The following is a 21,786-nucleotide window of genomic DNA, read 5'->3' on the forward strand; positions in this document are numbered from 1 at the left end:
CGTGGACATCGACATGAGTGCCCTGCGGGGCTTGGTACGGGAGAAGGAGATCTCCTTCGACCTGCTGGTCGAGGCGATCGAGTCGGCCCTCCTCATCGCCTACCACCGCACCGAGGGAAGCCGCCGCCACGCGCGCGTGAAGCTCGACCGGGAGACCGGCCATGTGACCGTGTGGGCGAAGGAGGACCCCCAGGAGCTGGAGGAGGGGCAGGAGGCACGCGAGTTCGACGACACCCCGTCGGACTTCGGCCGGATCGCCGCCACCACCGCCAAGCAGGTCATCCTGCAGCGCCTGCGGGACGCGGAGGACGACGCGACGCTCGGTGAGTACGCCGGACGTGAGGGCGACATCGTCACCGGTGTGGTCCAGCAGGGGCGCGACCCCAAGAACGTGCTGGTCGACATCGGCAAGCTGGAGGCCATCCTGCCGGTGCAGGAGCAGGTCCCGGGTGAGAACTACGAGCACGGTCTCCGGCTGCGCTCGTACGTCGTTCGGGTGGCGAAGGGTGTCCGCGGTCCGTCCGTGACCCTCTCCCGTACGCACCCCAATCTGGTGAAGAAGCTCTTCGCGCTCGAGGTGCCGGAGATCGCCGACGGTTCCGTCGAGATCGCCGCCATCGCGCGTGAGGCCGGCCACCGTACGAAGATCGCCGTCCGGTCGACCCGCAGCGGCCTGAACGCCAAGGGCGCCTGCATCGGCCCCATGGGCGGGCGCGTGCGCCAGGTCATGGCCGAGCTGAACGGCGAGAAGATCGACATCGTCGACTGGTCGGACGACCCGGCCGAGATGGTCGCGAACGCGCTCTCCCCGGCCCGTGTCTCCAAGGTCGAGGTCGTCGACCTCGCGGCCCGCTCCGCGCGCGTGACGGTCCCCGACTACCAGCTGTCGCTGGCGATCGGCAAGGAAGGGCAGAACGCCCGCCTCGCCGCCCGCCTCACGGGCTGGCGGATCGACATCCGTCCGGACACCGAGCAGCCGTCCGAGGAGACCTCGCGGCGGTCCGGGGAATAGCAGCGGGAATAGATCTGAGCCGCAGGTGGCTTAGATCACGACAACAACCGTTCGATTCTTGCCCCAAAGGGGTGAGGTCGGTACGGGGAGGTAGACTAAAGAGTGTCTGGCCGGACGCGAGCCCGCGCATGCCCTGAGCGCACCTGTGTGGGGTGCCGGGAGCGAGCGGCCAAGAAGGATCTGCTGCGCATCGTGGCGGTCGAGGGTGAATGTGTCCCCGATCATCGCGGTACGCTGCCCGGCCGGGGTGCCTATGTGCACCCCGCCCTGGTCTGTCTCGACCTGGCGGTCCGCCGCCGGGCGATCCCACGGGCGCTGCGTGCCCCGGGAGCGCTCGACACAGCGGCGTTGCGCCTCTACGTCGAGCAGGCAACACCGTAAGAAGCGTCGTACGGAACCCCCGTGCGGCCCTGGTACCCCCGCGAGTTGGAAGTAGGTCGAGATTGCGATGAGCACTCGATGAGCACGCGATGAGTACGCCCATGAAGTAGCGACGGTCCGGACGCATCCCGGACCTAAAAGGAGCGAAGTGGCTAAGGTCCGGGTATACGAACTCGCCAAGGAGTTCGGGGTTGAGAGCAAGGTCGTCATGGCCAAGCTCCAAGAACTCGGTGAATTCGTCCGTTCGGCGTCCTCGACGATCGAGGCGCCCGTTGTACGCAAGCTGACTGACGCCCTCCAGCAGGGCAGCGGTGGCGGCAAGCCCGCCCCCGCGCGCAAGGCTGCCCCGGCCAAGCCGGGCGCCCCCTCTCCGGCTCAGGCGGCCCGTCCGGCTGCCCCGCGCCCGCCGGCCCCGAAGCCGGCCGTGGCCGAGACGCCCGCCGCGGCGGCTCCGGTCACCCCGGTGACTCCGGCGGCCGCTCCGGGCCCGCGTCCGGGTCCCAAGCCCGCGCCGAAGCCCGCTCCGGCGGCTCCGGCTCCGGTCGCAGCCGAGTTCACAGCGCCCCCGTCGGCTCCCGCGGCTCCGGCCGCAGGTCCCCGTCCGGGTTCCGCCCCGCGTCCCGGCGGCCAGGCTCCGCGTCCCGGTGCCCGTCCGGCCGGTCCCGGCCAGGGTGGCCAGGGCCGTGGTGACCGTCCCGAGCGCGGCGACCGTCAGGGCGCCCCGCGTCCCGGCGGCCAGGCTCCGCGTCCCGGCGCTCGTCCGGCCGGCCCGCGTCCGGGCAACAACCCGTTCACCTCTGGTGGCTCCACCGGCATGGCGCGCCCGCAGGCGCCCCGTCCGGGCGGTGCCCCGCGTCCCGGTGGCGCCGGTGCCCCCGGCGGTCCGCGTCCGCAGGGCGCGGGTCAGGACCGTGGTGACCGTGCTCCCCGTCCCCAGGGCGGTCCCGGCGGCGCTCCGCGTCCGCAGGGCGGTCCGGGCGGTGCCCGTCCGACCCCCGGCGGCATGCCTCGTCCGCAGGCTCCGCGTCCCGGTGGGGCCCCCGGTCCCGGCGGTAACCGTCCGAACCCCGGCATGATGCCGCAGCGTCCTGCTGCGGGCAGCCCGCGTCCCGGTGGTGGCCCTGGTGGCCGCGGTCCCGGTGGCGGCGGCGGTCGTCCCGGTGGTCCCGGTGGCGGCGGCGGTCGTCCGGGTGGCGGCGGCTTCGCCGGTCGTCCCGGTGGCGGCGGTGGCGGCTTCGCCGGTCGTCCGGCCGGTCCCGGTGGCGGCGGTGGCGGTTTCGCCGGTCGTCCCGGTGGTCCGGGCGGTGGCGGCGGCGGTCGTCCCGGCTTCGGCGGTCGTCCCGGTGGTCCGGGTGGCCGTGGTGGCACACAGGGCGCCTTCGGTCGCCCCGGCGGTCCCGCGCGTCGTGGTCGCAAGTCGAAGCGGCAGAGGCGCCAGGAGTACGAGGCCATGCAGGCCCCGTCGGTCGGCGGCGTGATGCTGCCTCGCGGCAACGGACAGTCCGTCCGCCTGTCGCGCGGTGCGTCCCTCACCGACTTCGCCGAGAAGATCGGCGCCAACCCGGCGTCGCTCGTCGGCGTGATGATGAACCTCGGCGAGATGGTCACTGCCACGCAGTCCGTCTCCGACGAGACGCTGAAGCTCCTCGCGGACGAGATGAACTTCGTCCTCGAGATCGTCAGCCCCGAGGAGGAGGACCGCGAGCTGCTCGAGTCCTTCGACATCGAGTTCGGCGAGGACGAGGGTGGCGAGGAGTTCCTCGTCGCGCGTCCGCCGGTCGTGACCGTCATGGGTCACGTCGACCACGGTAAGACCCGACTGCTGGACACCATCCGCAAGACGAATGTCGTCGCGGGCGAGGCCGGCGGTATCACGCAGCACATCGGTGCGTACCAGGTCGCGACTCAGGTCAACGACGAAGAGCGCAAGATCACCTTCATCGACACCCCGGGTCACGAGGCGTTCACCGCCATGCGTGCCCGTGGTGCGAAGTCGACCGACATCGCGATCCTCGTGGTGGCGGCCAACGACGGTGTGATGCCCCAGACGATCGAGGCGCTGAACCACGCCAAGGCGGCCGGTGTGCCGATCGTGGTCGCGGTCAACAAGATCGACGTCGAGGGCGCGGACCCGGTCAAGGTGCGCGGTCAGCTGACCGAGTTCGGTCTGGTGGCCGAGGAGTACGGCGGCGACACCATGTTCGTCGACATCTCCGCCAAGCAGGGTCTGCACATCGACTCCCTGCTGGAGGCCGTGGTCCTGACCGCGGACGCCTCGCTCGACCTGCGGGCCAACCCGGAGCAGGACGCGCAGGGTATTGCGATCGAGTCCCACCTCGACCGTGGCCGCGGTGCCGTCTCGACGGTCCTGGTCCAGCGCGGCACGCTGCGCATCGGCGACACGATGGTTGTCGGCGACGCGTACGGCCGTGTCCGGGCGATGCTCGACGACAACGGCAACAACGTCGAGGAAGCGGGTCCGTCGACCCCCGTCCTGGTCCTGGGTCTCACCAACGTCCCGGGTGCCGGCGACAACTTCCTGGTCGTCGACGAGGACCGCACGGCGCGTCAGATCGCCGAGAAGCGCGCGGCGCGTGAGCGCAACGCCAACTTCGCCCGCCGGGGTGTCCGGTTCTCCCTGGAGAACCTGGACGAGGCCCTCAAGGCCGGTCTGGTGCAGGAACTCAACCTCATCATCAAGGGCGACGCGTCCGGTTCGGTGGAGGCTCTCGAGTCCTCGCTGCTCCAGCTCGACGTCGGCGAAGAGGTCGACATCCGCGTGCTGCACCGCGGCGTGGGTGCGGTCACCGAGTCGGACATCGACCTGGCGACCGGCTCCGACGCGATCGTCATCGGCTTCAACGTCCGCGCTGCGGGCCGCGCGGCGCAGATGGCGGAGCGCGAGGGCGTCGACGTCCGGTACTACTCGGTGATCTACCAGGCCATCGAGGAGATCGAGGCGGCCCTCAAGGGCATGCTCAAGCCGGAGTACGAGGAGGTCGAGCTCGGCACGGCGGAGATCCGCGAGGTCTTCAAGTCGTCCAAGCTGGGCAACATCGCCGGTGTCCTGGTCCGCTCGGGCGAGGTCAAGCGCAACACGAAGGCTCGACTCGTCCGCGACGGCAAGGTCATCGCGGAGAGCCTCACCATCTCCGGTCTGCGTCGCTTCAAGGACGACGTCACCGAGATCCGCGAAGGCTTCGAGGGTGGTATCAACCTCGGAAACTTCAACGACATCAAGGTCGACGACGTCATCGCGACGTACGAGATGCGCGAGAAGCCGCGCTCGTAAAGCGGTTGTGTGAGCTGGCCGGCGGTGACTTGTCACCGCCGGCCAGCTCGCCGTTTGAAGGATTGCGCAGTTCCCCGCGCCCCTTAATGGGGCGCGGGGCTGTGTCGATATGCGGCTCCGCCGCGTGTGCGCGAACGGCCCCCACCGGCCCGCGGACGAAAAACCCCATCGAGCACCCCACCCGTTCGATGTACGGTTCTGATGTCCCTGCCAAGTGCATTGGCAGGCCATCTATCCCGTACCGGCGGGACATCCGGTTACACATGTATGTGGGGACACTGTCCTTCGATCTGCTCCTCGGCGACGTTCACTCGCTCAAGGAGAAACGCTCTCTCATCCGGCCGATAGTCGCTGAACTCCAGCGGAAGTACGCGGTGAGCGTGGCGGAGACGGGCAACCAGGACCTTCACCGCAGGGCCGAGATCGGCCTCGCGGTGGTCTCCGGGGACACCGAGCACCTCACCGACGTACTGGACCGGTGTGAACGGCTCGTCGCGGCGCGACCGGAGGTGGAGCTGCTGTCGGTACGGCGCAGGCTCCACAAAGACGAAGACTGACGAAACAAGCAAGGCGAAGAAGGAGACGGACCAGTGGCCGACAACGCGCGGGCGAAGAGGCTGGCGGACCTCATCCGAGAGGTGGTGGCCCAGAAGCTGCAGCGCGGGATCAAGGACCCGCGGCTCGGCACACACGTCACCATCACGGACACCCGGGTCACCGGGGACCTCCGGGAGGCGACCGTCTTCTACACGGTGTACGGGGACGACGAGGAGCGCGCGGCGGCCGCCGCGGGCCTGGAGAGCGCCAAGGGCGTGCTCCGCTCGGCGGTCGGCGCGGCGGCGGGCGTGAAGTTCACGCCGACGCTGACCTTCGTCGCGGACGCCCTGCCGGACACCGCCAAGACGATCGAGGACCTGCTCGACAAGGCGCGGGCCTCGGACGCGAAGGTGCGCGAGGTCTCGGCCGGCGCCTCCTTCGCGGGTGAAGCGGACCCGTACAAGAAGCCGGACGAGGACGACGACGAGACGGACGGCGACGCCGCAGAATGACCCAGAAGCACCAGACGCCCGACGGGCTTGTCATTGTCGACAAGCCGTCGGGCTTCACTTCGCACGACGTGGTCGCCAAGATGCGCGGGATCGCCAGGACCCGCCGCGTCGGACACGCCGGCACCCTCGACCCCATGGCGACGGGCGTGCTCGTCCTCGGCGTCGAGAAGGCGACCAAGCTCCTCGGGCACCTCGCGCTCACCGAGAAGGAGTACCTGGGAACCATCCGGCTGGGGCAGAACACCCTGACGGACGACGCCGAGGGTGACATCACGTCCTCCACCGATGCGTCCGGCGTGAAGCGTGACGCCATCGACGCCGGGATCGCCAAGCTGACCGGCCGCATCATGCAGGTGCCGTCCAAGGTCAGCGCCATCAAGATCGACGGCGTGCGCTCGTACAAGCGGGCGCGCGAGGGCGAGGAGTTCGAGATCCCGGCCCGCCCGGTGACCGTCTCGTCGTTCGCGGTGTACGACATCCGTGACGCCGTCGCCGAGGACGGCACGCCGGTGCTCGACCTGGTCGTCTCCGTCGTCTGCTCCTCCGGCACCTACATCCGGGCGCTCGCCCGGGATCTGGGCGCGGACCTGGGCGTCGGCGGTCATCTCACCGCCCTGCGCCGCACCCGCGTCGGCCCCTACAAGCTCGACTCCGCGCGCACCCTCGACCAGCTCCAGGAGGAGCTGACCGTGATGCCGATCGCGGAGGCCGCCGCGGCCGCGTTCCCGCGCTGGGACGTGGACGCCAAGCGGGCGCGGCTGCTGCTCAACGGCGTACGCCTGGAGATGCCCGACGTGTACGCGGGCAAGGGCGCCGTGGCCGTGTTCGACGCCGAGGGGCTGTTCCTGGCGCTGGTGGAGGAGCAGAAGGGGAAGGCGAAGAGCCTGGCCGTGTTCGGCTGACGTTCTTCGTCCTCCCGCTGCGTCCGACACGTACGGCGGTGCGGTGGTCCTGCGGGGCCCCGCCCGTGGAGCGGCGATCACGGGGTTTCGTGCCCGCCGCTCCACGGTCCCCCCTCGGTTCCCCCACACAGAGGTGTATCCATCCGCCGTCGGCTATTCACCCCTTCGGGCAGGCGCTCGGAGTGAACCGAGGGAGCGGAAGGGGGCGCGTTCGCCGCGCGATCTGTCCCGCTGATCACCCCGCGCCTACCGTCGAAGCAGGAGCACGGCGGGGAGGTTCGAGCATGGCGGGACGGGGCCCGCGGACCGGGGGCCGACAGGCACCCGACGACACCCGGGACACACGGGACGAGACCCTGGTACGCGTCTGCGACCTGGCGGGGCGCCCGCGCGGCACGGGCTTCGTCGCCGACCACCACGGCACGGTGATCACCAGCCACGAGGCGGTCGACGGCCTGGCCTGCCTCGTCCTGCACGCCCCCGGCGACCGCACCTGCGTGGTGAGCGCCGATGCCGTCACGCCGCTGCCCGACGCCGATCTGGCTCTCGTACGCACCGAAGGTCTCGGCCTCGACCCGCTCCCCGTCACCGTGCGGGACCGAGTCGCGAGCGGCACGTATGTACGGATCGCCGCGGGCGGCTGGCGCGAGGCGCGGGTGCTCGGCACGTCCGCCGTGACGTACACGGCGACCGACCGCTTCCATCTCCTGGACGACGCCCTGGAGTTGGCGATCGGCACGGCGGGCGTGGACGCGCTCCGGCTGGGCGGCGGGGCGGCCGGGGGACCGGTCCTCGACGCCTCGACCGGAGCGGTGGTGGGGGTGCTCGGCACCGCGCTGCACACCGGGTACCGATCGGCGGGGTTCGCCGTCCCCCTGCGGGGTGTCGAGGGGCCGCTCGTCGAGCTGCTGGACCGTAACGCGGCGACGGTGCCCGCCTACGGAGCCGATCTCAATCTGGCGGGGGTGCTGGAGCTCACCGCGACCTCGGTCGGCTCGGACGGGCCGGGCGCGGCCACGTCGGTGGGGTCCGGCGGCGCGCCCTCCGGACCGGTCGAACGGGCCGACGTCGTCAGGGAGTTCACCGCTTTCGAGACCGGCCCGGCCGCCGTCCTCGGGCTCGTCGGCCCACCCGGCAGCGGCCGTACGACGGAACTGGCGGCCCTCGCCGCCCGCCGCACCCGGGGCGCGGAACCGGCACCCGTGCTGTGGCTGCGCGGCGCCGACCTCCTCGCCGACGACACCTCCGTCGCGGACGCGGCGACACGGGCGCTGGAGCGGGCGGGGCGGATCGTGGCGGCCTCGGGGAAGGCTTCGGGCGAGGCCTCCGGGGTGTCCGCGGAGGCGGATGTGCTGCCTCCCGGCAGGTACGACGGTGAACTGGGCGACATCGGTCCTGAGTGGTTGGCCCGGCTGGCGCGGAACGCGGGGCGGCCGCTCCTGCTCCTCCTCGACGGTCCCGAGGAGATGCCGCCCGCCCTCGCCCACCGGCTGCCCGAGTGGACCGAGGGGACGGCCGCCTGGCTGCGGGAGACCGGGGCGCGGCTCGTCGTCGGATGCCGGGCCGAGTACTGGGAGCAGGCGGGGGCGGAGTTCCCGGGGGAGTCACTGCACCGGGCCGAGACCGGATCGGACCCGTTGATCCCGTCCTGCGTGTGGCTGGGGGATCTGAGCGAGGGGGAGGCCCGGCGGGCCCGGTTCCGCGCCGGGATCCCCGAGGACGCGCTCGCGGAGGCCGACGCACGGCACCCGCTGACGCTGCGGCTGTTCTCCGAGGTGCGGGCCGCGCTGCCGGACGCCCCGGCCGAGCGGCTCGGCCGCGACGAGGTCTTCGCCGCGTACCTGGACCTGATGTGCCTGCGTATCGCGGTCCGGCTCGCCGCCGCCGGCGGGCTGCGCGGCACGGTCGTACGGCGGCTCGCCGCCCAGGTCTCCGGCCAGGTGCACGAGGCCGCGCGACGCTGTCTGGGCCCCGGGCAGGGTGAGCTCGACCGCGCGTCCTTCGAAGCCGTCTTCCCGTGGGGCCCCGCGCCGGGCCACTGCCTCGCCGGTACCACCGGCTGGGCCTCCGCCGTCCTCACCGAGGGCCTCCTCGTGCCCGCCGGCAACGGCTACCGCTTCGCCCACGAGGAACTCGCCGACTGGATCCAGGGCACTCATCTGGACCTGGACCCGGCCCTGCACGCCCTGGTCCACCGGGGGCGGCCGGCTCCGGCGCCGCAGGGAAGGGCCCGGCGCTCCCGGTCCGCCGCCCGGTCCTCCCCGGAGCACCTCCTTCCCGTCCCCCGCCACCGCATCGGACCCGTCGTCGAGACTCTGCTCGTCCTGGCCCGTCAACAGGGCACCGCCGAGCTGGCCCTCCGGCTGGAGGACCTGGTCCATGCCCTCGACGACCTGCTGCCCAAGGCACCGGGACCGCTCGATGACCCCGCCTGGTGGGCCACCCACCTCTGCGCGGACGTCCTGCTGCGCGTGCCCGACGCGACGCCGTACATCGGTGTGCTGCGGCTGCTCGCCGAGCGGATCGTGCGGTGGCGGGAGCGGGGCAGGGCCGTACCGGGGGAGTTCGGGCCGCCCTTCTGGGAGGCGCTGCCGCTGCCGGAGACGGAGCGGTTCGACCTGCTGAGGCGCCTGGTGGTCGCGGACGGGGCACGGCACCCGGCGGACGAGGCAAGCGAGGCCGCCGACGCCGTCCCCCGCTGCCTGGACGCCGTGGCCCGGCTCCTCGCCGCCCGCCCCGCCGCCGTACAACCCCATCTCACGCAGTGGTTCGACGACGAGCGGCCCCTTCCCGCGACCCCGCACGCGACCGTGGCGACCGCCGCGCAGGCCTTGCTGTACGCGCATCGGCGGCGGGCGCTGGACGACCTCGCGGAGGCGCTGGTGGCCAGTGCGCACCGGCGCGGCGACGAGTTGCTCGCCGTGCTCGCCGAGGAGGAGCCGTCGGCCGTGTGCCGGGCGGTGGACCGGTGGGCGCACGACGAGCGGCCGGCGCGGCGGGTGGCGGCGGTGGCCTACGGGTTGCGGGCCGCGCCGTTCGTGCGGACCGAGGCCGACCTGGAGCTGCTGCGTTACGCGGCGCTCGCGTTGCTGGCCCGCCCCGCCGACTGCACGCTGCACGGCGGAGCGCTCGGTCTCCTCGTACGGGATCCGCGGACCCGCGCCCGGTATCTGCCGGGGGCCCTGGAGCGCTTCACGGCCGGTGACCCCCAGCTGCCCGCGAGCGCACTGGTCGCCGCGCTCACCACCCACCCGGACCCGGTGCTCGCCGCCTTCCGCACCCGGCTGCGGCAGTCGGGCCCCGACATGGGCGAGGTGTTGCGCACCCTCGCCGACGTCACCACGCCCGCCCTCGCCCGCAGCGTCGCCGCCATGGTGAGGGAGGCCGTCGAGCTGCGCCCCGAGGCCGCCGCGCACGTGGCCGCGTATGTGGATCGGCGCCTGGAATACGGGCCCACCACGCGCGCGGTGCTCTTTCCGCTGGTCAGCGGCCTGCTGGAGGGCTGTCCCACGCCGGTGCGGGCGGCGCTCGTGACGGTGCTCGCGGCGCCGGGCAGCCTTGCGTCACGGCCGTTGCGGCGCGAGCTGCTGGATCTGCTGCTCGCGCACGAGCGGGACCCGGCCGTCCTCGACACCCTCCTCAAGGCCGCCGCCGCCGGCGCGGACCGCAGGGGTGAGGAGCCCACGCGCGAGCTGGTGCACCGCGCGGGCCTCCTCCTCGTCCGTACCCCGGCCGGAGCCACGGGCTTCGACCGCGGTCTCGTCGACCTGGCCCGCCAAGTCCCGGGTTTCGCCGCCCTGGTGGCCCGCTGGCTGACCGGCGCGCCCGAGGAGTGGGCCGCGGTGGTCGGCCCGAGCACCCGCCGCATGATCGAGAACCTGGCCGGGGTGCGGGTGCCCGCCTGACCTGCTCCTCGTCCCCGTGCGACGCGGCATCGCCCGACGAGTCACTGCGCGATACGTCACACCACGATGCCGATGCAGGCCGAGCGCACGCGGCATGGCACCCTTAGAGCTGCGAATGAGGCAATCACGGACACGGGTTCGAGTTCGGATTCGGACAAGGAGCGGTCACAGTGCAGCGCTGGCGTGGCTTGGAGGACATCCCCGAGGACTGGGGGCGCAGCGTCGTCACCATCGGTTCCTACGACGGGGTGCACCGCGGACACCAGCTGATCATCAAGCATGCCGTGGACCGCGCCCGTGAACTGGGCGTGCCCTCCGTGGTCGTCACCTTCGACCCGCACCCGAGCGAGGTCGTGCGCCCCGGCAGCCACCCTCCGCTGCTCGCCCCGCACCACCGCCGCGCCGAGCTCTGTGCCGACCTGGGTGTGGACGCGCTGCTCATCCTCCCCTTCACCACCGAGTTCTCGAAGCTGTCGCCCGCCGACTTCGTCGTGAAGGTCCTCGTCGACAAGCTGCACGCCAAGGCCGTCGTCGAGGGCCCCAACTTCCGCTTCGGCCACAAGGCCGCGGGCAATGTCGCCTTCCTGCGCGAGCAGGGCGAGACCTACGACTTCGAGGTCGAGGTCGTGGACCTGTATGTGTCGGGCGAGGCCGGCGGTGGCGAGCCCTTCTCCTCGACCCTCACCCGGCGGCTCGTCGCCGAGGGCGATGTCGAGGGCGCGCGCGAGATCCTCGGGCGTCCGCACCGCGTCGAGGGCATCGTCGTACGCGGCGCCCAGCGCGGCCGCGAGCTCGGCTTCCCGACGGCCAACGTCGAGACCCTCCCGCACACCGCCATCCCCGCGGACGGCGTCTACGCCGGCTGGCTGCACGTCGAGGGCGAGGCGATGCCCGCGGCGATCTCCGTCGGCACGAACCCGCAGTTCGACGGCACCGAGCGCACCGTCGAGGCGTACGCGATCGACCGCGTCGGCCTCGACCTGTACGGCCTGCACGTCGCCGTCGACTTCCTCGCGTACGTCCGCGGCATGGCCAAGTTCGACTCCATCGAGGCGCTGCTGGAGGCCATCGCCGACGACGTGAAGCGGTCTCGCGAGCTGATCGAGGCGTACGACGGGGAGTAGCTCTCCCGGTGTACGCGGATGGGGGGCGGCCGGTGCTGAAAGGCACCGGCCGCCCCCCATCGCCGTCATGAGTGAGCGGCCGTCGCCCGCGCCCAATGGCACGCCACCTGCGTCCCGCCGCCCCCGCCGAGCACCTCCAGGTCCTGGCCCCGGCACGCGTCGGCCACGCCCGCCCGCTCCGCCTCCCCGCTCGCGAGGATCTGACAGCGCGCGTGGAAGCGGCAGCCGGACGGGATGCGGGAGGGGTCCGGGGGTTCGCCGGTGAGTACGACAGGATCGCCCGGTGCCTCCGGGAGGACGGACAACAGGGCCTGGGTGTACGGGTGTCGGGGAGCCGTCAGGACCTGTTCGACCTCGCCGGTCTCCACGATCCGGCCGAGGTACATCACCGCGACCCGGTCCGCGATGTTCCAGGCCAGGCCCAGATCGTGGGTCACCACCAGGGCGGACAGGCCGAGTTCGGTGCGCAGCCGCAGGAGCAGAGCGAGGATCTCGCCGCGTACCGAGGCGTCGAGGGAGGCCACCGGCTCGTCGGCGACGATGAGTTCGGGCTCCAGGACGAGCGCGCCCGCGATGACGACACGCTGACGCTGGCCGCCGGACAGTTCGTGCGGGTAGCGCAGGAAGAACCGCTCCGGAGGGCGCAGCCCGGCCCGGGAGAGGGCTTCGGCGACCGCCGCCCGCTCGTCGCCGCCGTACCGGTGGATGCGCAGTCCCTCGGCCACCGCGTCGTACACCGTGTGCCGGGGGTTGAGCGAGCCGCTGGGGTCCTGGAGGACGAGCTGGACGCGCTTGCGGTAGGCCTTGAGGGCACGCGTGGAGTAGTCGAGCGGCTTGCCGTCGAAGGTGACGTGGCCGCCGGTCGGCGGGACGAGACCGAGGAGGGAGCGGGCCAGCGTCGTCTTGCCGCAGCCCGACTCGCCGACCAGCGCGACGATCTCGCCGGGCCGGATGTCGAGGTCGACGCCGTCGACGGCCCGGGCCCTGGCGGCGCCGTGGCGTCCGGGAAAGGCGATGTGCAGGCCTTGCGCGCTGAGGAGGGGAGCGGCCGTCAGGGGGGTGGTCGTCGTCATGGGGTGCTGCTCCTGGCTTCTTCCGCCGGGGTGCTCGGATCGGGGACCGCGGCGCCGGCGTGTACACAGGCCGCCCACCGTCCCGCGCCCGCCTCTCGCAGTGCCTGGTCCTGCGTCGCGCAGGCGTCCAGCGACACCGGACACCGGGGATGGAACGTACAGCCCGCCGGGAGCGCCGACGGATCCGGCGGATCGCCCGGCAGCCCGCGCGGCGCGAACCGCGACGCCGTGTCGCCGACGCGCGGGAAGGCGGCCGACAGGGCCTTGCCGTACGGGTGCCGGGCGTTCTCGTACACCTGCTGGGCGGGCCCTTCCTCGACCACGCGCCCCGCGTACATCACCGCGAGCCGGTCGCAGGTGTCGGCCAGGACCGCCAGGTCGTGGCTGATCATGACGAGGCCCAACTCCTGCTCGCTGACGAGCTGTTCGATCAGGCGGAGGATCTGTGCCTGGATCATCACGTCGAGCGCGGTGGTCGGTTCGTCGGCGATGACGAGCTGGGGGTCGCAGGCCAACGCCATGGCGATCATGACGCGTTGGCGCTGGCCGCCGGAGAGTTCGTGCGGGTAGGCGTCCGCGCGGGCGGCGGGCAGGCCGACGTGTTCGAGCAGCTCGCCCGTCTTCTTCCGCGCGCCCGCCGGGGTCGCCTTCTTGTGCAGCAGGATCGGCTCGGCGATCTGGTCACCGATGCGGTGCACGGCGTTCAGGGAGTGCATCGCGCCCTGGAAGACGATCGAGGCGCCCGCCCAGCGGACCGCGCGCACCCGGCCCCACTTCATCTTCAGCACGTCCTCGCCGTCGAGCAGGATCTCCCCGCTCGTGCGCGTGCCCGCGGGCAGCAGTCGCAGCAGCGCGAGCGCCAGCGTGGACTTCCCGCAGCCGGACTCGCCCGCGATGCCGAGCTTCTGGCCCGCGTCGAGCGAGAGGTCCACGCCGCGTACGGCGGCGGCCCCTCCGGCGTACGTCACTTCGAGGTTCCTGACTTCCAGGAGCCGCTGCCTGGCCGGAGTGCTCAACGGGCCACCCCCAGCTTGGGGTTGAGTACCGACTCGACCGCGCGCCCGCACAGCGTGAACGCCAGCGCCACCACCGCGATCGCGACACCCGGAGGCACCAGATACCACCACTTGCCCGCGCTGACCGCGCCCGCCTCCCGCGCGTCCTGGAGCAGCCCGCCCCACGACACGACCGTCGGATCGCCGAGCCCGAGGAACGCGAGCGTCGCCTCGGCGAGGATCGCGGAGGAGATGATCAGGGTCGTCTGCGCCAGTACCAGCGGCATCACATTGGGCAGGACATGCCGGGACATGATGTGCCAGTGCCCGCCGCCGAGCGCCTTCGCGCGTTCGATGTACGGCCGTGACTCCACGGCGAGGGTCTGCGCGCGCACCAGCCGGGCCGTCGTCGGCCAGGTCGTGACGCCGATCGCCAGGATGATCGTGCCGAGCGAACGGGTCATCACGGTCGCCAGCGCGATGGCGAGGACCAGAGTCGGCATGACCAGGAACCAGTCCGTGATCCGCATCATCACGGTCGCGTACCAGCCGCGGAAGTGTCCGGCGGTGATCCCGATGAGCGCCCCGATCGCGACCGACAGCACGGCCGCCAGCAGCCCGACGAGCAGGGAGACCCGCGCGCCCCACACGACCAGGCCGAGCAGATCGCGCCCGAACTGATCCGTCCCCAGCGGGAACTCGGCACTCGGGCTCTCCATCGGATCGCCCGGCGCGTTCGTCACGCTCTGCACGTCGGAGCCGACGGTCAGCGGCGCGGTCAGCGCGATGAGCGCGAAGAGGCCGAGGGCGGCGAGCCCGAAGACGCCTGCCCGGTGGGTGCGGTACTGCTTCCAGAAGCGGGCGGCGGAGTGGCGGCGACGCTGCCGGGCGAGAGCGCGGGGGCCCTTCGCGGTCGCCGGCGCGGCCGGCTCGGCCGCCGTGGATTCGGTTGTCATCGGCCCGTCCGACTCGGTCGTGGTCATCGGCCCACCCGTGGATCCAGCAGCGGATAGATCAGATCGGCCAGCGTGTTCATCACGATCACCGCCGCCGCGAAGACGAAGAACAGCCCCTGCACCAGCGGCAGATCGGGCACGCTCAGCGCCTGGTAGAAGAGCCCGCCGAGACCCGGCCAGGAGAAGACGGTCTCGACGAGGATCACACCGGCCACCGTCCGGCCGAGGTTGATGAAGATCAGCGTGACGGTCGGCAGCAGCGCGTTGGGGACGGCATGGCGCCGCCGTACGAGATCGTCCCGCAGGCCCTTCGCCCGCGCGGTCGTCAGATAGTCGCTGCCCATCTCGTCGAGCAGCGCCGAACGCGTGACGAGCAGGGTCTGCCCGTACTCGACGGCGACCAGCGTCACCACCGGAAGGATCAGATGGTGGGCGACATCGAGGACGTACGCGAAGCCCTCCTTGCCCCCCGTCTCCATGCCGCCGGTCGGGAAGAGGCCCGGGATCGGGCCCATGCCCACGGAGAAGACGATGATGAGCAGCAGTCCCAGCCAGAAGGACGGGATGGAGTAAAGGGTCAGCGCCAGACCGGTGTTGAGCCGGTCGCTCAGCCCGCCGTTGCGCCACGCGGAGCGCGTACCGATGAAGATGCCGAGCGCGGTGTAGAGGACGAACGCCGTGCCGGTGAGCAGCAGGGTGTTCGGCAGCGCCTCGGTGATCTTGTCGATGACGGGGGCACGGAACTGGTACGACGTGCCGAGATCGCCGGTGAGCGCCTTGCCGCAGTAGTCGGTGAACTGCTCCCACATCGGCAGGTCGAGCCCGAACTCCTTGCGGTAGTTGGCGAGTTGCTCGGCGGACACCTGGCGGCCGCCCGTCATGTACTTGACCGGGTCGCCGGGGATCAGACGGAAGAGAAAGAAGCTGGTGACGAGGACGGCGAGCAGCGAGACGGCCGCGCCGCCCAACTTGCCCGCCACATAGCGCGGATACGCGGTCCGGCCGCGCGCCCGCGGCCCGCGGACCGACGGCCCGGCCTCGGCCGGACCGTCGGTCGCCTCGACCAGCGAGGGTGTTGCCTCAGCGGTCATGAACTACTCATTCGCTCGTACGTTCATGGGGTTCCCCTTGGCGGGAGCGTGGGCGTGCGCTACTCACGGTCCTCGGCCGTCGAGCGGCGGCGCATCGCGAAGAACACCCCGGCGCCCGCGAGGACGACGACGCCCGCGACGATGCCGATGATGACGCCCGTCGAGCTCGAACCGTCGGAGGACGCACCGGAGGACCCCGCCGGAACCGCCGACCACCAGCTCCAGTAACCGTCCTGGCCGTAGATGTTGCCCGCGGCCTTCGGCATCGTCTCGATCGACTTGATCTGGTCGGTGCGGTAGGCCTCGACCGCGTTCGGGTACGCCATGACGTTCATGTACCCGGTGTCGTACAGCCGCGACTCCATCTGCTTGACAATGTCCGTCCGCTTGGCGGTGTCGTACTCGGCGAGCTGCTGGTCGTACAGCTCGTCGTACTTCTTGTCGCAGACGAAGTTGTCCGTCGCGCCCGTGTCCTTGGGGGTGGCGGGCAGGGCCGCGCAGGTGTGGATGGACAGGACGAAGTCGGGGTCCGGGTTGACGGACCAGCCGTCGAACGCGAGGTCGTACGTGCCCGCCAGCCAGGGGTCGGTCACGTTGTCCAGACAGTTGAGGGTGACACCGATGCCGAGCTTGCCGAACCACTCCTTCAGGTACTGTCCTACCGCCTTGTCGTTCGGGTCGGTGGCGTGGCAGAGGATCCGGTAGTTGATCGGCTTGCCGTTCTTCTCGACGCGCTTGCCGTCACCGTTCTTCTTGTAGCCCGCCTGGTCGAGGAGTTGGGCCGCCTTCGCCGGGTCGTACGACAGCGTCTGGTTCGCCGAAGGCTTCCAGAAGTACGTGGAGAAGCGCGGCGGAATGTACCCCTCGCCCTCGACGGCGTGGCCCTGGAAGACCTTGTTGATCAGCGTCTCCCGGTCGATCGCCATGAACAGCGCCTGGCGCACCTTCTGGTTCAGCAGCGACTCGGCGCCGTCACCGAAGTGCTTGCCATTCTTGGCCTGGGCGCCGGGGTTGGTGGCCAGGGCGTAGAAGCGGCGGCCGGGGGCGTCGTTGACCTTGATGTTCTTCTCGGTCTTGAGGGCGGCCGACTGAGCCGGCGTCAGACCGGAGACGAAGGACACCTCGCCCTTCTGCAGCGCCGCGACGGCCGCGTCACCGTCCTTGTAGTACTTGAAGAGCAGCTCGTCAAACTTGGGGGCGCCGCGCCAGAAGCTCTTGTTGGGCTTGAGGCGGACGTAGCTGTCGGCCTTGTAGTCCGTCAGGATGAACGGCCCGTTGCCGACGACCGGGAAGCTCTTGTCGTTGTTGAACTTCGTGAAGTCCCCGACCTTCTCCCAGACATGCTTGGGCACGATCGGCACATCGAGCGCGGCCATCGTCGCCTGCGGCTTCTTCAGCTCGATGACGAGCTGGGTGGGGCTGGGAGCCGAGACCTTCCTGAAGTTGGCGACGAAGCTGCCGTTGGCCGTCGCCGCGCCCTCGTCGGTCATCATCTTGTTGAACGTCCACGCCGCGTCCTCGGCGGTGGCCTGCTGACCGTCCGACCACTTGGAGTCGGAGCGGATCGTGTAGGTCCAGGTGAGCTTGTCGGCGGACGGTTCCCACTTGGTGGCGAGGCCCGGGATCGCGTGGTTGTCCGCCGGGTCGTAATTGGTCAGGTACTCGTACATGAGCCGGTGAATGCTCGTACTGACAAGCCGCGACGCCAGGAACGGACTCAGCGAGTCGACGCTCTGCGCCACAGCGACCGTGAGGACCTTCTTGCCCTCCTTGGCCTGGGCCTGCTGCGGCGCCGGGTTGAGCGGGGTCGCGAGACCGGCGGTGAGGGTGAGCGCGGCGGCGCCCGCGGCGGCGATGAGCCGGGAAAGACGGGGGCGCGGACGCCCTCTGTGGTGGTGATCTTGTGTGTTCATGGGTCGGTGACCTCGCGTCATCGCTTGCACAGAGATGGCTGGTTGAACGACTTGATCGGGTGACGCCGGCGGGGTTGATGTGTGTGTCTATCAGCGGCGGTCTCCGCACGTCAACGGCGCATGCACCCCATGTGGCCTGCGGAAATAACGAGTTGACGGCCATTTTTCGCTCATTGGTCCATACCGGTGAAGCACCCCAGGTGAAGGCCTGACGGCTCGAAACGCACCTGGACGCGCGAAGGCCCGCACCGTCTCGGGACGGTGCGGGCCTTCGCGGGAATCGGCCTCTCGGATTGAGCCGATCGGGTTACTGCTGAGGGGGTGCCGGCGGGGGAGGAGTCTGGCCCGGGTGGGGCTGATAGGGCTGCCCCGGCTGGAACGGCTGCCCGGGCTGCGCCTGCGGAGGCTGCGGCTGCTGGGGGTATGCCTGACCGGGCTGCGGATAGGGCTGACCCGGCTGCTGGGGGTAGGGCTGTCCCGGCTGGGCGTACGGCTGTCCGGGCTGCGGCTGCTGGGGCTGCTGCGGGACCTGGTCAGGAATCGGCTGCCCGGGGACCGGCTGACCCGGCATGTACTGCTGACCCGGCATCGGCGGGGCGGCCACCGGCGGCGGGTTGCCGTCGTTCGTCCACAGCCCGTGCGACTGCTGGTGCCGTGCGATGTCCTCGGCCACCATCGCGGAGAGGTTGAAGTACGCCTCTCGCACCTTGGGCCGCATCATGTCGAGGTCGACCTCGGCGCCCGCGGCCAGGTGCTCGTCGAACGGCACGACCACGACACCGCGGCAACGGGTCTCGAAGTGGCTGACGATGTCCTCCACCTTGATCATCTTGCCGGTCTCACGCACTCCGGAGATGACGGTGATGGACCGCGAGACCAGATCCGCGTACCCGTGCGCCGACAGCCAGTCCAGCGTCGTACTGGCGCTGCTCGCACCGTCGACCGACGGCGTCGAGATGATGATGAGCTGGTCGGCGAGGTCGAGCACACCGCGCATGGCGCTGTACAGCAGACCCGTACCGGAGTCGGTCAGGATGATCGGGTACTGCTTGCCCAGAACGTCGATCGCGCGCCGGTAGTCCTCGTCGTTGAAGGTCGTGGACACGGCCGGGTCGACGTCGTTGGCGATGATCTCCAGACCCGACGGGGCCTGGGAGGTGAACCGCCGGATGTCCATGTACGAGTTGAGGTACGGGATCGCCTGGACGAGGTCACGGATGGTGGCGCCGGTCTCGCGGCGCACACGGCGGCCGAGCGTACCGGCGTCCGGGTTGGCGTCGATCGCGAGGATCTTGTCCTGCCGCTCGGTGGCGAGCGTCGCGCCGAGCGCGGTGGTGGTGGTCGTCTTGCCCACGCCACCCTTGAGGCTGATCACGGCGATCCGGTAGCACGACAGCACCGGCGTCCGGATCAGATCCAGCTTCCGCTGCCGCTCGGCCTCCTCCTTCTTCCCGCCGAGCTTGAACCGGCCACCGCCCGCCGCGGGCCGACCGCTCTTCGCCTTCTGCTTCTTGTTGTTGAGCAGCCGGTCGGAGGACAGCTCCACCGCGGCGGTGTACCCGAGCGGGGCGGCACCGGGGTTGATGGGCTGGCGCTGGTCGTGCTGCACGGGCTGCGGCCAGGCGGACCCGGTGCGGGGGTCGACGGGAGCCGCGGGCTGCTGCTGCACGGGCTGGGGGCCCGGCTGCGGCTGCGCTTGCGGCTGTGGCTGAGCCTGCTGCGGGTACGGCGGAGGCACCTGCGCGGGGGCCGGGGGCTGCTGGGGGAAGGCGTAACCCGGCTGCGGTGCCGGGGCGTTGGGCGCCTGCGGCGGGAAACCGTATCCCTGCTGCGGGGCGGGGGGCTGCGGCGCCGCGGGGTTCGCCGGGGGCGTCGCCGACTGGGGGAAGCCGTAACCGGGCCCCGGAGCAGAGGGGTTGGGCGAAGGCTGCGCTTGGGAGGGAGCCGGAGCCGGGGCGCTCTGCTGCTGGGGGAATCCGTAACCGGAACCCTGTGCGGGTGGGGTGACCGGGGCAGGGGCAGGGGCAGGGGCAGGGGTCGGAGTCGGTGCAGGGATGTTGGGCTGCGGGAATCCGTAGCTGCCCTGCGGGGTGACGCTCGGAGCCGGGGTGCTGGGGTGCGGGAAGCCGTAACTTCCCTGCGGTGCCGGTGCGTCGGTGTGCGGGGCGGGAGCGGGTGCTTCGGTGGCCGGAACGGGGGCCTGCGTCGGGGCCGGCGTGCCGGGCTGCGGGAATCCGTAGCCGCCCTGCGGGGTGGGGCCCGGAGTCGGAGCACCAGGCTGCGGGTAGCCGTAACTCCCCTGCGGTGCCGGTGCCGGAGCGTCGGTGCGCGGGGCCGGAACCGGAACCGGGTTCTCGAAGGCGGGCGGGGGCGATGACACGGGCCCCTGAGCCGGATCCGTCGAGACAGGCGCGCTGGGGGAGGAGGGCCATGCCGGAGGCGTGGGGGGCTGGAAAGGCTGGCCGGGCTGCGGTGCGGGCAGTTGGAAGGGCTGGCCCGGCTGCGGTGCGGGCGGCTGGAACGGCTGGCCCGGCGCCACCACCGGCGGCTGAGCCTGTGCCGGAATCTGCGCCTGGACGGGATCGGCAGCCGCTGGCTCCGTGGATGCGGGCCACTGGGCCGCGGGAGCGGGCGCCGCGGGCTGATACGCGGGCGGCAACGGCGGCAGCCCACCCTGCGGCAGCGGCGGCGGAGCCCAGGCCGGGGGCGCGTCCTGCACGACCTCGGGTTCGTCCGACCCGGCCTCGGGCACCGCGTCCTGAGGCTCGTCGCCCTGGGGCTCGGCATCCTCCGGCTCAGAGTCGTGCACGGCGGCCTGCGGCGGCACCGCATCGCTGACGTCGTCCCGCGGCTCGGCATCGCTGACCTCGGCGGCCGCGTCGACGTCGTCCGCGCGGCGCAGCTCCACGACGTCGGCGACGTGCTCCTCCCCGGAGGCATCGCTCAACTCATCGGCGGAATCCGCGGCTGGGGAGGCCACTTCAGCCCCGGTCTCTTCCCGTCCCGCGGCTACTACGTCATCACCGTCGGAGGAGCTCTCCACCGACTGCGCCCCGGCCTCGACCGCAGACTCGACCTCGACCTCGACCTCGACCACAGACTCGGACTCGACCACGGCTTCGCCCTCAGGCTCAGCCGGCGCCTCCGTAACCTCCGGAGCCCCCGAGGCCGCAGCCGCCCGCTCCGCGACCTCCCGCTTCAGGGCGACAGCGGAGATCCGCATGGTCGCGCCACTCTCCAGGTCCCCGTTCCCGGACTCCGCCTCTTCGGAAGCGGCGACCGGCGCGACCGGCGCGACCGGAGGGGCCCACTGGGCCTGAAACCCACTCACGGGAAAGTTCGGCAGAGCCGTAGGACTGCCCGCATCGGCGACCGGTGCCACGACCGGCGCCACGGCCGGAGTCTCCGGCTCCGTCACGTCCGGCGTAGCCGCCACCGGTTCGAACCCGCTGCCCACAGGCAACTTGGGCACCGCGACGGGACTGCCGGCCGCAGGCACGGGAGGCAGCACAGGGCTGACCGGAACCGAAGCCTCCGGAGCGGCAGGCGTTTCCGAAGCCGAGCCAGCCGACACAGCCGGGGGCTCCGAAGGAGCAGCCGCTTCCGAAGTCCCCGACGCCGCCCCGGATTCCGAGGACCCGACTCCCGAATCCGCCGAATCCGCCGAGTTCCCCGAATCCCCTGAACTCCCCGACGCGTTCTGCGTGTACCAGGCGGGCGGCGCGTAGTCGATGGTGAACTCGCCCGTCGTCTCGACGGCGGACTCCGCGTCGGACTGGTCATCGCCGGGTGTGGCCCAGCCCCCGCGGATCCCGTCCCGATCGCTGTTCACAATTCCTCCTGATGTGGTCGAGCACCCTCAAGCCGTGCCGGGGCGACCGTTCTTCTGTCGTCCGTAGACGCCCGTAGTCGTCCGAAGTCGTTCGAGGTCGTCCGAATTGACCCGGCTCCCCCTGGAACGCGGCCGACCCGTCCACGGGTTCTGGCGTCGCGCCCGGTCCCAGCCTAATCACCATGACTGTCACTGCGGCAGGCCTGTCCACCCCACCGCGACTGCCCGCTACGTCACACCCTGCCCAGAAGTGGCGTACGC

Annotated in this window: 14 protein-coding genes; 8 read left to right on the plus strand and 6 right to left on the minus strand. The window is 71.5% G+C overall.

Annotated elements, in window-relative coordinates:
* Position 1: 1 nt before the first annotated feature.
* The 8 genes from nusA (at position 2) to AB5J50_RS36165 (ending at position 11,665) form a co-directional block, all read left to right on the plus strand.
* Positions 2–1,012 carry a transcription termination factor NusA gene (nusA, locus tag AB5J50_RS36130; protein ID WP_327432132.1) on the plus strand — a complete coding sequence of 337 codons (1,011 nt, stop codon included), beginning with the start codon at positions 2–4 and terminating at the stop codon, positions 1,010–1,012.
* A 102-nt stretch (positions 1,013–1,114) separates the two neighbouring features.
* The gene (locus tag AB5J50_RS36135; RefSeq protein WP_327432133.1) at positions 1,115–1,393 is read left to right on the plus strand and encodes a YlxR family protein; all 279 of its coding nucleotides are present in this window, start codon (positions 1,115–1,117) and stop codon (positions 1,391–1,393) included.
* Between the two features lie 148 nt (positions 1,394–1,541).
* A complete protein-coding gene (gene infB / locus AB5J50_RS36140) occupies positions 1,542–4,685 on the plus strand; it encodes a translation initiation factor IF-2 (protein ID WP_369262716.1) in 3,144 nt (1,047 codons plus the stop codon).
* 263 nt (positions 4,686–4,948) lie between these two features.
* Complete coding sequence (locus tag AB5J50_RS36145; protein ID WP_327432135.1) at positions 4,949–5,242, plus strand: DUF503 domain-containing protein; 294 nt, start codon at positions 4,949–4,951, stop codon at positions 5,240–5,242.
* Positions 5,243–5,275: 33 nt separating this feature from the next.
* On the plus strand, positions 5,276–5,734 hold the full coding sequence (gene rbfA / locus AB5J50_RS36150) for a 30S ribosome-binding factor RbfA (protein ID WP_369262718.1): 459 nt from the start codon (positions 5,276–5,278) through the stop codon (positions 5,732–5,734).
* Positions 5,731–6,636 carry a tRNA pseudouridine(55) synthase TruB gene (gene truB / locus AB5J50_RS36155; protein WP_369262720.1) on the plus strand — a complete coding sequence of 302 codons (906 nt, stop codon included), beginning with the start codon at positions 5,731–5,733 and terminating at the stop codon, positions 6,634–6,636. Before rbfA ends, truB begins: the two co-directional genes overlap by 4 nt.
* A gap of 284 nt (positions 6,637–6,920) precedes the next feature.
* A complete protein-coding gene (locus AB5J50_RS36160) occupies positions 6,921–10,541 on the plus strand; it encodes a trypsin-like peptidase domain-containing protein (RefSeq protein WP_369262722.1) in 3,621 nt (1,206 codons plus the stop codon).
* A gap of 170 nt (positions 10,542–10,711) precedes the next feature.
* Entirely contained in the window at positions 10,712–11,665 is a 954-nt protein-coding gene (locus AB5J50_RS36165) for a bifunctional riboflavin kinase/FAD synthetase (protein ID WP_369262724.1), read from the plus strand.
* 65 nt (positions 11,666–11,730) lie between these two features.
* Here AB5J50_RS36165 and AB5J50_RS36170 read toward each other — a convergent pair whose 3' ends face one another.
* The 6 genes from AB5J50_RS36170 to AB5J50_RS36195 all read right to left on the minus strand — a co-directional run bounded on the left by AB5J50_RS36170 (position 11,731) and on the right by AB5J50_RS36195 (position 21,525).
* Positions 11,731–12,738, minus strand: a complete 1,008-nt coding sequence (locus AB5J50_RS36170) for an ABC transporter ATP-binding protein (RefSeq protein ID WP_369262726.1) — start codon at positions 12,736–12,738, stop codon at positions 11,731–11,733.
* The gene (locus tag AB5J50_RS36175) at positions 12,735–13,754 is read right to left on the minus strand and encodes an ABC transporter ATP-binding protein (protein ID WP_369262728.1); all 1,020 of its coding nucleotides are present in this window, start codon (positions 13,752–13,754) and stop codon (positions 12,735–12,737) included. Before AB5J50_RS36175 ends, AB5J50_RS36170 begins: the two co-directional genes overlap by 4 nt.
* Positions 13,751–14,689, minus strand: a complete 939-nt coding sequence (locus AB5J50_RS36180; RefSeq protein WP_327435230.1) for an ABC transporter permease — start codon at positions 14,687–14,689, stop codon at positions 13,751–13,753. The genes AB5J50_RS36175 and AB5J50_RS36180 overlap by 4 nt, the downstream gene beginning before the upstream one ends.
* A 23-nt stretch (positions 14,690–14,712) precedes the next feature.
* Positions 14,713–15,780: an ABC transporter permease gene (locus tag AB5J50_RS36185; RefSeq protein ID WP_327432142.1), complete on the minus strand. Its 1,068-nt coding sequence runs from the start codon at positions 15,778–15,780 to the stop codon at positions 14,713–14,715.
* Positions 15,781–15,839: 59 nt separating this feature from the next.
* Positions 15,840–17,693, minus strand: coding sequence for an ABC transporter substrate-binding protein (locus AB5J50_RS36190; RefSeq protein WP_369262730.1), 1,854 nt, complete (start codon positions 17,691–17,693; stop codon positions 15,840–15,842).
* A gap of 307 nt (positions 17,694–18,000) precedes the next feature.
* On the minus strand, positions 18,001–21,525 hold the full coding sequence (locus AB5J50_RS36195; protein WP_369262732.1) for an SCO5717 family growth-regulating ATPase: 3,525 nt from the start codon (positions 21,523–21,525) through the stop codon (positions 18,001–18,003).
* Between the last annotated feature and the right edge of the window lie 261 nt (positions 21,526–21,786).

The sequence above is a fragment of the Streptomyces sp. R35 genome (assembly GCF_041053035.1).
Classification (GTDB): Bacteria; Actinomycetota; Actinomycetes; order Streptomycetales; family Streptomycetaceae; genus Streptomyces; species Streptomyces lutosisoli.